Here is a 14,375-nt window from a genome sequence, read left to right as displayed (position 1 = left end):
CACAACAGGGGCGAAGAACGAACAAAGGAGCACATACATGCAAACAACGGGAATCAAAGGGGCGCGGCTCTCGCGGCAGCAAGCGCGTATCTGGTCCTACCAGCAAGCCGCCGAGGGATATCGAACTCAGTGTCACCTGCGCATTCGCGGCGCGCTGAATCAGGAGGCTCTGGCCGGAACGTTAGCGGATCTGGTGGAACAGCACGAGATTCTGCATACTGTGTTTAAGCAACTACCCGCTATGGATGTGCCAGTGCAGGTCATTGATCCACGGGTGCGCGTCTGTTATCGCGCCATGGATATACGGGGAGTCGGGCTAGAGCAGCGGCAGGCGCAATTAGCGCAGGCCTTCGCGCAGCTAGCGGCGGAACCGCTGGACCTGGCGCGCGGACCCTTATTCTCGCTTTACTTGTTTCGCCTGGATGACGAGTGGCACGACATCCTGCTGAGCCTGCCTGCCCTGTGCGCGGATGCCGCGACCTTACCGTTGCTGGTACGTGACTGGCAGCATCGCTACGAGGCTCGTCTCCAGGGATCTGTTGATGGCGCCACGGAGGAGGAGCCACTCCAATACGTTGATATTACAGCCTGGTTGCAAGAGGTGACGCAAGTGGAGGGCGCGAGCGCTCCCCAGGAGTATTGGGCGCAGATTGACGCAACCTCTGTGCAGCAGCAGCCATTGCCACTCCAACAGCAACGAGCCGACACGAGCACCTTTTTCCCCGCTGCATTGCCCATTGTGCTTTCCCCAGCCTTGCAGGAGCACATCATATCGTCCGCCCGCCGCCACCATGTTTCGGTCGAGACGCTGTTGATGACATGTTGGGGTCTGGCCCTGTGGCGTCTGGGCAAGGAGGAAGAGGTGCTGCTGGGAGTACAAGGCGACGGGCGCACCTTCGAGGAATTGGGCGACGCGCTGGGTCCCTATAGCTGCTCTGTCCCACTGCGCATCGTCCCCCAGCCCGACTGGTCATGGGCGCACTTGCTAGAGCGTGTCGATACAAGCTGGCAAGAAGCGCTGAACTGGCAATCTTATTTTGCCTGGCCTGACTCCCTCCCTGTTCAGCAGGCCTTTTTCCCCTTGAGCTTTGCCAGCACGACCTGGACACAGGGAACGAACGGGGTTAGCCAGACGCGCTGGCAAGTCATCCGCCAGCTTAGTTACCAGGAGCCTTTTGCCTTGCAGGTGCAGGCCCTCATGCGCGACGAGCAGGAAGTACAACTGGAACTACACTACAATCAGCAGCAGGTGAGCGCTCAGCAAGCAGCGCGCCTGGCTCAGGTGCTCCACACTCTCTTGCTCGCTGTCGTCAATGACCCCCAGCGCACCTTGCGCTCGCTGGATTTGCTGCCGCCCCGGGAGCAGGAACGGCTCCAACAGTTGGGACGGGGAAGGCGGCAGGCCTGGACCGCAAAGACGATCCAGCACCTCTTTGAGCAGCAGGCCGCCAGCAGGCCGGGTGCGCTGGCTTTGCTGGATGAGCATCATGAGTGGAGCTATGAGCAGGTGAACAGCCAGGCCAATCAACTGGCTCGCCTGTTGCGCCGTTCCGGCGTTGGCGCTAATCGACTGGTGGGATTATGCATGGAACGCGGGGGGCCAGCGCTCATCGCCTTGTTAGCGGTACTCAAGGCGGGCGGTGTCTATGTGCCGCTTGATCCCCAGCTACCACCAGCCCGGCTCCAGGTGCAATTGACCGAACTCCAGTACACACTCGTGCTGACGCAGCAATCCGTCGCTGAGCGCTTACCCGTGTGCTCTTCTCCGCTCGTAACCCTGGAAGAGCTAGAGCGGGATATGTCACAGGAAGCCGAGACAAACCTGCCCTGGGCAGGCCACGAAGAGGACCTGGCCTATATCATGTACACCTCTGGCTCAACGGGCAAGCCGAAGGCGGTCATGATCACGCAGCGTAACCTGCTCAACTATAGCCAGGGTATCTGCCAGCAGTTGGAGAGCGGGCCGGGCAAGCACTACGCAACCGTCTCGACATTGGCCGCCGACCTGGGGAATACCGCGATTTTCGCCGGCTGGGTGAGTGGTGGCTGTGTGCAGGTTCTGAGCTATGAGACCGTGACCTCTGCGCAGGCCATGGCCCACTGGACGGCCAAGCATCCCATTGATGTGCTGAAAATCGTCCCGTCGCACCTTGCCGCGCTCTCTGGCGCAGCGTCAGAACAGGTGCGTGCCATTCTGCCCCGCGAAGCCTTAATTCTGGGAGGAGAAGCCTTCCCCATCACCTTGCTGCAACGTTTGCGCCAGGTTGGAGCGTCTTGCTCTCTCTACAATCACTACGGCCCGACGGAGAGTACGGTCGGCGTCCTGGTGCAGCCATTGGCACGAGATCCGCAGCCGTGGGAACGGGAGACGAAGAACGGCAGGAATGTGGCTCTAGGTCATGCCCTGCCCAACACCGAAGTCTATGTGCTGGATAATTGGCTGCACCTGCTCCCACAAGGGGCGGTCGGCGAACTCTATATCGGAGGGGCCGGCCTCGCGCTGGGGTACGGACAGCAGGCGCGCCAGACCGCCGAGCGCTTCGTTGCGCACCCCTGGAGCGAGCAAGCGTGCGAGCGTCTGTACCGGACGGGCGACCTCGTTCGCTACAATGAGCAGGGCGAGATCGAGTTTGTAGGCCGAGTGGACGGGCAGGTGAAGGTGCGTGGCTATCGCATCGAACTGGGCGAGATCGAAACCACCCTCAAGCAGCACCCCAATGTCTGGAACTGCGCCGTCACTCTGCATGACGGTGGCGCGGGCGATCCACGCCTCGTCGCGTATGTGGTGCCCTTGAAGCAGCCCGCCCCGACAGCGCGGGAGCTTCGCGACTTTCTTGGCGATACTCTCCCCGCGTATATGGTTCCCGCCATGGTGGTTTTCCTGAAAGACCTCCCGCTGACCCCCAACGGGAAGCTAGATCGGCGACAATTACCCGAACCTGAACGTTTACAAGAGCAGGATGATGCCGCGCTGGCTGCGCCCCGCAGCCCATTAGAAGAGATCCTCCTAGAAATCTGGAAAGAGCTGCTGAGCCGCGCCGCAATAGGCATTCACGAGAACTTCTTTCAATTGGGCGGCCACTCCCTGCTTGCCACGCAGATTATCTCGCGCATCCGCGCAGTCGTCCAGGTCGAACTCTCCATCATGAGCCTGTTTGAGGAGCCAACCATCGCCGGTATGGCCCGGCGTGTGGAGGCGTCCCTCCGCGGCGAAGAGGATGCATCAGCGCCGCCTATCGCGCCCGTTCCCCGCACCCAACAGGCCATTCCGCTTTCCTTCGCGCAGCAGCGCCTCTGGTTTCTTGCCCAGCTAGAGCCGGAGAGCACCGCTTACCTCGTGCGTAGCGCGCGCGTGTTGCGGGGAGAACTACAGACGAGAGCGCTTGAGCAGGGCTTTACCGCTTTGATTGCCAGGCACGAGAGTCTGCGCACGACGTTTCGCGCCAATGGTGGCGCGGCGACCCAGATCATCCATCCCGCGAGCGCGCATAGATTGCCAGTTATTGACCTGCGCTCCCTGCCTGCCGAGGAGGGCGCTGCTGAGGCGCAAAAGCTGACCCGCCAGGAGGCGCAACAGCCTTGCCATCTTGAACGCGGCCCTTTATTGCGCACATCTCTGCTCAGGCTAGATGGGCCGCAACACGTCCTGCTGATTACCATGCATCACATCATCTCTGATGGTTGGTCGCATGATATCTTTGTGCGTGAACTGTTGACCCTGTACCATGCCTATGCGGGCGGTCGAAGCGTATCGCTACCGGCTCTGCCCATTCAATACGCTGATTTCGCGCTCTGGCAGCGCCAGTGGCTACAGGGCGAGGTCCTTGACCAGCAGCTTGCCTACTGGAAACGCCAGTTAGCTGGTATTCAACCGTTGGATCTGCCGACCAATCATCCCCGCCCGCTCGTGCAAGCGCATCGCGGAGCCTTTCAATCTCTTCGCATCGCCAGCGAGACGCACGAGAAGCTTCTCGCGTTAGGGCAACGCGAAGGCGTGACGCAGTTCATGCTGTTCCTCGCGGCCTTTCAGGTCTTGCTTGCTCGCTATACGAGGCAGGGCGATATTAGTGTTGGCACTCCCATCGCGAACCGCACCCGCGCCGAGCTAGAGGGGCTGATTGGCTTCTTTGTCAATACGCTGGTCCTACGGACTGACCTTTCCGATAACCCATCCTTTACCGAGCTTCTCAAGCGGGTGCGCGAGATCGCACTTGGGGCCTACACCTACCAGGACGTGCCGTTTGAGCAACTGGTCGATGTGCTCCAACCGGAGCGCGATTTGAGCATTTCGCCTCTCTTCCAGGCCATGTTTGTCATGCAACAAGACATGACCGCCACCCAGCACGCGCCTGGACACGAGGAGCCGCGGGAGGCTGGGGTATCCGGCGCACTGGATGTAGAGCATACCACGACCAAATTTGATCTCTCGCTCTTTGTCTCCGTGCGCGAGACTGGCCTGTATTGCGGGATCGAGTACTGTCGCGACCTGTTCGAGCCGGCAACGATTGGGCGCATGCTGGAGCACTGGCAGATCCTGCTCGAGGGGATCGTGGCTCAGCCTGAACAGCCTATTCTCTCACTTCCGCTGCTGACCGAGGCGGAGAAGCACCAGGTCCTGGTTGAGTGGAACGCGACCGAGGCCGCCTATCCGGAGCAAGCCAGCATTCCCCACCTCTTTGAGGGGCAGGTTCTGCGCACCCCTGATGCCGAAGCGCTGGTCTATGAAGGCAGCTCGCTGACCTATCGCGAGCTGAACCGGCGTGCGAATCTGCTGGCGTGTGAACTGCGCTCGCGTGGTGTCAAAGCCGACACCCTGGTTGGCGTCTGTATGGAGCGCTCCGTCGAGATGGTCGTGGCATTGCTGGGTGTGCTAAAGGCTGGAGGGGCTTATGTCCCGATGGATCCCGCCTATCCCCAGGAGCGCCTGGCCTACATGCTTGAGGATGCCGCTGTGTCTGTTCTGTTGACGCAATCGGCGCTGCGTGAGCAACTGCCGCAACAGAGCGCCCGCGTGTTCACGCTAGACGCCGGCTGGGGCGCGGACGGGAACGGCGAGCTTGATAATCTCACGCCCAACTATCGTCCGGAACATCTCATCTACATGATCTATACCTCCGGCTCGACAGGCCAGCCCAAGGGCGTGATGAATACCCATCGTGGTGTCTGCAACCGCCTGCACTGGATGCAGCAGGAGTACCAGCTGACCGCCGAGGATCGCGTGCTGCAAAAGACGCCTTTCAGCTTCGATGTCTCGGTCTGGGAGTTCTTCTGGCCCCTGATCAGCGGCGCCACGCTCGTCATGGCTCGCCCCGGCGGTCAGTCGGATGCGGCTTACCTGGCGAGGCTCATTGAGGAGCAGCGCATTAGCACGCTGCATTTTGTCCCCTCGATGCTGCACGCCTTCTTGTTGGAGCCAGAGCTGGAGGCGCGCTGTCAAAGCCTCAAGCGTGTTATCTGTAGCGGCGAGGTTTTGACCTATGAGCTACAGGAGCGCTTCTTTGCTCGCCTCAAGACCCAATTACATAACCTCTACGGGCCAACCGAGGCTGCGATTGACGTCACCTACTGGGCCTGCCAGTCCGGTAGCAAGGAGTCGGTGATTCCGATTGGCCGTCCCATCGCCAATACACAGATCTATATCCTGGACGAGGCGCAACAGCCTGTCCCGGTGGGGGTTTCGGGCGAGCTGTACATTGGCGGCGTCGGGGTAGCGCGTGGGTATCATCAGCGCCCTGAGTTGAATCGTGAGAAGTTTATTCCTGACCCGTCCAACAAGGATGAGGGGGCGCGTCTCTTCCGCTCGGGCGACCTTGCGCGCTACCGCCCGGATGGTGTGATCGAGTTTCTGGGTCGCATCGATCACCAGGTCAAGATCCGGGGCTTCCGTATCGAGCTGGGTGAGATCGAGGCCGCGCTCGCCCGTCACGCCGCTATCCATGAATGCGTGGTGATAGCCCGCGAAGATACGCCAGGGGATAAACGGCTGGTTGCCTATATCGTGCCGGCGGCAAACGCCTCCCCTTCTCGCGAAGCGTTGCGCGCGTTCTTGTTGGCCGTGTTGCCTGATTACATGGTGCCAGCCTTCTTTGTCTTGCTGGACACTCTGCCGCTTACCGTGAATGGGAAACTCGACCGCCAGGCGCTCCCCATCCCCGATCATGCGCGCCCTGAGCTAGCTGAGGAGTTTGTTCAGCCCCGCACGCCATCCGAAGAGATCCTGGCCGGTATCTGGTCTTCTGTGCTTGGCATTGGGGAGGTGGGCGTGCACGATAACTTCTTTGTGCTTGGCGGCGATTCCATTCGTAGTATCCAGGTGCTGTCCCAGGCACGCGAGCGAGGACTGCATTTCACCTTGCAGCAACTCTTTCAGCATCAAACGATTTACGCGCTCGCTCAGGTGCTCAAGCAAGAAGAGGCGCGGCTCCTACTGGCGGAGCAGCTACCACCCTTCGCGCTTCTCACGCCTGATGATCGCGCGAACGTTCCCTTAGGCGTGGAAGATGCCTATCCGCTCGCCCGCCTGCAAGCCGGTATGCTCTTTCATAGCCAGTATAGCCCCGGCACCGCGATCTACCACGATATTAACAGCTATCATGTCCAGGCCCGCTTTGACGAGCAGTGCCTGCGCGCCGCGCTCCAGCAACTGGCAGCTTATCATGCCGTGTTGCGTACCTCCTTTGAGTTGGAAGCGTATAGTGAGCCAGTGCAACTGGTGCATGCATCTGTTGAGATTCCACTGCGCGTGGCTGATATGCGCCAGATCGCGCTCACAGAGCAGGAACAGAGCATAGCCCAATGGATTGAGCAGGATAAGGCGGACCCGTTTGATTGGAGGCAGGCCCCCCTCCTGCGCTTCCATGTACACCTGCGGACCGAGGAATCGTTTCAGTTATCGCTGAGTTTCCACCACTCTATCCTCGACGGATGGAGCGTGGCATCGCTCCTTACGGAGCTATTCAGGTCGTACCTCGCGCTGTTGAAGCAGGGGGAGCAGACGCCGTCGCTTCCCCCTCCCAGCGTGCAGTTCCGCGACTTTGTGGCGTTGGAGCGTCGCGCTATTAAGCCTGATGTTACCCAGCGCTACTGGCAAGAGAAACTGGCCGGCAGCACACGCCTGCAATTGCCGCAAGGCAAACCCGGTGAGCGTATCTCCCAGGTGGCAAGCGGCGTGCATGTGGAGGCGGTGCCGATCTCGCTCGAACTCTCCCAGCAATTGAAGCAGCTGGCCCGCGAAGCGGCTGTACCCATTAAAAGCGTCTTGCTGGCTGCGCATCTGCGCGTCTTGCAATTGCTCAGTGGGCAGCGGGACATCCTGACCGGGCTAGTGAGCAATGGGCGACCAGAGATCGCCGATGGTGAGCGCATCCTTGGCCTCTTCCTCAATACCTTACCGCTGCGCCAGCAACTCGCGGGTGGGACATGGTTCGACCTTGTGAAGCAGACCTTTGAGAGCGAGTGTGAACTGTTGCCGCATCGCTGGTATCCGCTGGCCGAGATGCAGCGGGTGCAGGGAGGGCACAGGCTCTTTGAGACGATCTTCAACTTCCTGCACTTCCACGTCTATCAAGACGTCCTGAGTCCAGAGGCCCCCACAGCGCAGGACCTGCGCGTGGTCGGTCGCCAGGGATTTGAGAAAACGAACTTCGTCCTGGCCGCGAACTTCTCTCTAGATCCGCTCTCCTCACATGTGCGTCTGGCGCTGCGTGGTGACGCGACCGTGTTGAATCGCGGGCAAATCGAGGCCGTCGCGCACTATTACGCGAACACGCTCAACGCGATGGCGAATGACCCCCATGGGCGCTATGAGACACCATCCCTGCTGACAGAGCAGGAGACGCGACAGCTTATCACGCTCTGGAACGCGACGAGCGCGGACTACCCACGAGACAAGGGGCTGCACGAGCTCTTCGTTGAGCAAGCCGAGCGTATCCCTGAGCGTATCGCGCTCGTCTCTGGCGAGCAGCACCTGACCTATGCTGCCCTAGAACAGCGCGTGGAGCGCGTGGCGGCCCATATCTCTGCGCTGGATATGAACGCTGATCGCCTGGTGGGTGTGTATATGGAGCGCTCGCTTGAGATGATGATTGCCATTCTGGGTGTGCTCAGGGCTGGCGGGGCCTATATTCCACTTGATCCTACCTATCCACGGGAGCGCTTGGCCTTCATGATCGAAGATAGCCGCCTTGCCGTCGTCCTGGCGCAGCCAGCGTTACAGCATGATCTGCCAATCCCTGTACGCCACGTGGCCTGCATCCAGCAAAACGGTGAGGTTGAGCAGTTCCAGTGGGAAAACGACGCGACCGAGTCGCAGATGTCCACCCTGCAAGGGCAACTGGCGTATGTGATCTACACCTCCGGCTCCACGGGCCGCCCCAAGGGAACGACGATCACCCATTCCTCGGTCGTGAACTTTATCCAGAGCATGTGTCAGCGACCAGGGATTACCGAAGACGATTCCATTCTGGCCGTGACATCTCTCTCCTTTGATATCGCGGTACTGGAATTGCTCTTGCCACTCACCATTGGTGCTCGCGTGCATCTTGTCGGCTGGGATATCGCGGCGGATGGCGCGAAGCTGGCGGCCTACCTTGCTGACATGGCTGTGACCTTGATGCAGGCGACTCCTACAACCTGGCGCTTACTGCTTGGCGCGGGTTGGCGTGGGGAGGAACGGCTCAAGATGCTCTGTGGTGGCGAAGTGCTGCCGCTGGAACTGGCCGCTCAACTAGTCCCGAAAGGTGCCAGCCTGTGGAACATGTATGGCCCCACTGAGACGACGATCTGGTCAACAACGGGGCGAATTGCGCCGGAGCCCGCATCGATCTCTATTGGGCAGCCCATTGCCAATACTCAGGTGTACGTGCTGAATGCGTACTATCAACCGGTGCCTGTCGGGGTCACGGGTGAACTCTACATCGCCGGCAATGGCCTGGCTCGCGGCTATCTGCATCATCCAGGGCTAACGGCGGAACGCTTCCTGCCTGATCCTTTTTGCCCCGATGGCGCACGGATGTATCGCACTGGGGATCTGGCGCGCTGGCTAGCGGACGGCACGCTTGAGTGTTTGGGGCGCGTCGATAGCCAGGTCAAGCTGCGAGGGTTCCGTATTGAATTGAGCGAGATTGAGGAGGTGCTGAACCAGTCTCCCGCTGTGCGAGCGAATGCCGTCATCGTGCGCGACGACGACCAGGGAGGCAAACGCCTGGTCGCGTATGTCGTGCTGGAACCGGGCGCAGCCTCGTCGCGTATCGAACTCAGGCGCTATCTGCAAGGTCGGTTGCCTGAGTATATGTTGCCAACGCATTTTGTGCTGTTGGAGCAATTGCCGCTCACTCCCAATGGCAAGATTGACCGCAAGGCCCTCCCCATGCCGGCGTCCCAGGAGGACGAGGAGAACAGCTGGGCGGAGGCTCGCACCCCCATCGAAGAGGCGTTGGTGGAGATCTGGCGCGCCGTGTTGGAGGTGCCCCGCGTCGGCATTCACGACAACTTCTTCGAACTGGGCGGGCACTCGCTGCTCGCGACGCAGCTTATGGCGCGCGTCCGAACCGTCTTGCAGGTCACCCTGCCCTTGCGAACCCTCTTTGACGCGCCGACGGTTGTGTTGCTGGCACCGCTGGTCGAGCAGGCGATGCGCGGAATAGCACAAGAGCCGTCTATAGCGCCATTGCGGGTAACTACTCGCCCGGTGGTTCTTCCACTCTCCTTCGCACAGCAGCGACTCTGGTTCCTTGATCGACTTGAGCCGCAGAGCACAGCCTACCTGATCTCAAATGCGCGCCTTCTGCGTGGCGAACTCGATCTGGTCGCGCTCGGGCGTAGCATTCAGGCCCTGGTTCAGCGCCACGAGAGTTTGCGGACCATCATTCAGGTCCAGAACGATGAGCCTGCCCAGTTTATCTCTCCTGCGCGTGGGTATCGCCTGCCCATCATTGATCTTCGAGGTCTGCAGGAGGATGCTCGCCAGCGTAGTGCCAGGATGCTTGTCACCCAGGAGGCGCAACAGCCCTGTGACCTCATGCGTGGCCCCCTCTTCCGCTGCTCATTTGTCCGGCTGGCAGATGAGGAAGGGGTGCTGCTTGTGACCATGCATCACATCATCTCTGATGCCTGGTCCATGCAACTCTTCTATAGCGAGTTGCGCCATCTGTACCAGGCGTTGACGAGCGATGATGCGCCCACGCTGCCTGCCTTGCCCGTGCAATACCCCGACTACGCGCTCTGGCAGCGAGGCTGGCTGCAAGGTGAAGTGCTCGCCACGCAGATGGCGTATTGGCAGGCGCAACTGGCGGATGTACCGGCGCTCGATCTGCCAACCGACTATCTGCGGCCTCCCCTTCAGTCATACAGAGGAGCCACGCTATCCCTTGAGGTCGCCAAGACGCTACAGGATGAGCTACACGCCCTCGCTCAGCGCGAAGGGGTAACCATGTTTATGTTACTCCTGGCCGCGTTCCAGGTCCTACTCATGCGCTATACCAACCAGTGCGATATCAGCGTTGGTACGCCAATCACGAACCGCACGCGCGCCGAACTGGAGCATATCATTGGCCTCTTTGTGAATACGCTGGTGTTGCGTACCGACCTTTCGGGCAATCCCTCGTTTGTTGACCTGCTGGCACGGGTACGAGAGGTCGCGCTGGGCGCGTATACCTATCAGGATATACCGTTTGAGCAACTGGTCGAGGCCTTACAGCCCACACGTGACATGAGCCGCTCGCCTCTCTTTCAGGTGATGTTTACAACGCAACAGGTCAGACCCACGACCAGCGGCACCGTCGAGACAGTTGCGGTACAGAGCCTGAAGGTCGAGCAGCAGACGGCCCGCTTTGATCTGACCCTCAGCGTCACAATGAGTCCCCAGGGGCTGTATTGTAGCGTTGAATATAGCACCGATCTCTTCAAAGCGCAGACGATCAGCACGTTACTCCAACATTGGCAGACCCTGCTGGAAGCCATTGTACGTACACCACGCGCTCGCCTGGCGGACCTTTCCATCGTCACCGAGGCCGAATACCAGCTTATTGCTGACAGCCAAAAGAGCCGCTCGCAGACCTGGCCCATTGCACAGTATCCGCACACGCTGTTTGCTCGCCAGGCTGAGCAGACGCCAGACGCGGTGGCGACCCTCTATGGCGATGAGCACATCACGTATGGGTTGCTGGAACAACGCGCCAACAGCCTCGCCCAGGAATTGCGGCGGCGCTATGCTGTCGGCCCTGATGTCGCGGTGGGCATCTGTCTCCCGCGCTCTCTTGATATGATTATCGCGCTCCTGGCCGTGCTGAAGGCGAGTGGCGCTTACGTCCCATTGGACCTCGCCTATCCCCAGGAGCGCCTGCGCATGATCGTAGAGGAGACGCAATGCGCTGTCGTACTGACGCAAACGTCGCTCATCGATGCCCTCGCCATCATGGGGGCGTCGACCCTCTGCCTGGATGCATGGCGAGGAAAGCCGTATGAGCAGCAAGAAGTTATAGTACCAGCACATATCACTCCTGATAATATTGCCTATATTATCTATACCTCCGGCTCCACGGGCAGACCCAAAGGCGTTCTCGTGCCGCATGGGGCTATGCTCAATCACTGCCTCTCTGTCGCGGATGCCTATCACATGAGCGTGCAAGATCGCGTGCTGCAATTCGCCTCTTTGAGCTTTGATGTTGCAGCGGAGGAAATCTGGCCTACGCTCGCCTCTGGCGCAACGCTAGTGCTGTGCGCGCAGGAGACGCTGGCCTCCCTCACTGACCTGTTAGCCTTGAGCGCGAGGCAACAGGTCACCATCTTAAATCTCCCTGCCGCGTACTGGCACACCTGGGTCGCGGAACTCCCTCAGGAGCGCACGGATGTTGAGGCGCTGCGCCTGCTGGTGATTGGTAGCGATAAGGTCTTGACCGAGCGGCTGGCCGAGTGGAAGCGGTGTATGCCTGAGCGCATTCGCTGGTGTAATGCCTATGGGCCAACCGAGACAACCATCACCGCGACCGTCTACGAGCCGGGGGATACGCTCCCCGAAACGGCTATCGTGCCGATTGGCTTTCCGCTTGCCAATGTGGCGACCTACGTGCTAGATCAATTTATGCAGCCCGTGCCCGAATGCGTGTATGGAGAACTTTATATCGGCGGCCCTGGCGTCGCGAGAGGCTACCTGAATAATCCTCAGTTGACCGCCGCGCATTTCTTGCCTGACCCCTTTAGCGGGGTGCCTGGGGCGAGGGTCTATCGCACGGGCGATATTGTTCGGTATAGACCAGGCGGCGCGCTCGAAATCCGAGGCCGGCAGGATGCGCAGGTGAAGGTGCGTGGCTATCGTATCGAATTGGGCGAGATTGAGGCTGCGCTCGCGGAACACCCTGCGATTCAGGCGTGCATTGTGCTGGCCCTGCCCGACAAGACGGGCGAGCACCAGCGCTTGGTGGCTTATTGTATCGGGCAAACACACGACTTGCCCTCGACCGGGGAGCTACGGACCTACCTGCAAAAGAAATTGCCGGCTTACATGCTCCCCGCGACCTTCGTGACGCTTGCGGCCTTCCCCTTACGGCCAAACGGCAAAGTCGATTACGCGGCCCTCGCGCATCAGACAATCGACGAGCCTGCCACGACGGCGGAGCGCACAGGCGAGCGAACCACCGTGGAAGAGTTGCTAGCGGCGATCTGGTGCAACGCCCTGGACAGCGCCCAGGCCCGCTTACAGGATGACTTCTTCCTCGTGGGTGGCAATTCCTTGCTGGCAATGCGCTTGCTTGCCAGGATACGAGCGGAGCTACAGGTCGAGATCCCTGTCCGTACACTATTCGAGCACTCCACCTTTGGAGCGCTGCTTCAGCATATAGAGCATGCGCTCCGCAGCGAATGGCTCAGCGATCAGCCGCCACTTGTTCCCGTCTCTCGGCAGCAGGCATTACCGCTTTCCTTCGCGCAACAGCGCCTCTGGTTCCTGTATAAGCTCGACCCTACCAGCCCGGCGTATCTGATCCCGCATGTGCGTCGCCTGTATGGCCCGCTTGACATGGCCATCTTTGGGCGGAGCATCGCCGAATTGCTACGAAGGCATGAGAGTCTACGCACGACCTTTGAGATGCGCGGCGACGAAGCCGTCCAGGTCATAGGGCTGGCCCCCCGCGCTTACTGTGTGCCCGTGATCGACCTGGAAGAGCTACCCGCCACTCGGCGCGAACAGGAAATACTGCGGTTAAGGGAGGATGAAACACGGGTCCCGTTCCGGCTAGAACGGGGACCACTGTTGCGCGCCTGGCTGCTCAAGTCAGACCACCAGGCGCATACCTTCCTGGCAACCATGCATCATATCAGTTCGGACGGCTGGTCGATGCAGATCTTTGAGCGCGAATTACTGGCCCTCTACGAGGCGTTTACCGCCGGGCTTCCCTCGCCGCTCCCTCCGCTGGCAATCCAATATGCTGATTATGCGCTCTGGCAGCGCCAATGGCTCCAGGGAGCGGTCTTAGAGCGGCACCTGGATTACTGGATACCGCAACTGAGCGGCGCGGCACCCGTCACATTACCGGTTGACCACCCCTATCCAGAGATGCCCTCTCACCAGGGCGTTGCTCATCTCTTCAAGCTTTCTGGCGCACTGACGCAAGCCTTGATACAGCTTAGCCATCAGGAACATGTAACGCTATTCATGACCCTGATAACCGCGTTCCAGGTCCTGCTTTATAGGTATAGCGGACAGCGCGATATCGTTGTGGGGACCGACAGCGCCAATCGCACATTATTGGAAACTGAATCGCTCATCGGCTTCTTCATTAACGTCTTGCCGCTACGCACCTCCCTCCATGGTCAGCCCTCCTTTAGGGAGCTGCTCAAGAGGGTACGCGAGGTGGTCCTGGGGGCCATGACGCATCAGGAAACCCCCTTTGACTTGCTGGTAGAAAAGCTCGTGCCCACGGATCGCCAGCAGCGCCTCCCGTTGGTGCAGGTGCTCTTTGTAATGCAGGACATGGCCCAGGACACGCCGCGAGAGCCTGCGGGGGGGCAATCAGACGAGCAGAGCTACCAGGCATTGGCCGACGTGGCGCGCGCGGCGAAGTTTGATCTGGCCCTGTTTCTCTACGAAATGGATGGACAGTTATATGGCACGCTCAACTATCGGCGGGAGCTGTTCGAGGCTCAGACGATAGCGACGATGATGCAGCGCTGGACCGCGCTCTTAGACCAGGTGACGCATCAGATTGATCTGCCGATTGAGCACCTGACTTTCCTTGCGCCGGGTGAACACCAGCAGCGGCAAGAGCAGGAGCACCACCTGCGCCAGCAAATGCGCTCACAAGCGGATGAATGGTTTGAACTGCCAGGGTTTGATCTGGCTGACGATGCCCAGTAGTGATCCACGAGGAAAAGAGAAGGAG

Annotated in this window: 1 protein-coding gene; it reads left to right on the top strand. The window is 60.0% G+C overall.

Annotation, left to right across the window (positions count from 1 at the left end; translation table 11 throughout):
* The first annotated feature begins 37 nt into the window (after positions 1-37).
* Entirely contained in the window at positions 38-14,350 is a 14,313-nt protein-coding gene (locus JMJ04_RS41580; protein ID WP_201376286.1) for a non-ribosomal peptide synthetase, read from the top strand.
* Positions 14,351-14,375: the final 25 nt, after the last annotated feature.

The sequence above is a fragment of the Ktedonobacter robiniae genome (assembly GCF_016587375.1).
GTDB classification, from domain to species: domain Bacteria; phylum Chloroflexota; class Ktedonobacteria; order Ktedonobacterales; family Ktedonobacteraceae; genus Ktedonobacter; species Ktedonobacter robiniae.
The sequence above is the reverse complement of the archived record's forward strand: the minus strand, read 5'-3'. Positions and strand labels throughout refer to the sequence as shown.

Excerpts from the sequence above, each read along its gene's own strand:
- JMJ04_RS41580 (WP_201376286.1), top strand. The coding sequence starts at position 38 with ATGCAAACAACGGGAATCAAAGGGGCGCGGCTCTCGCGGCAGCAAGCG.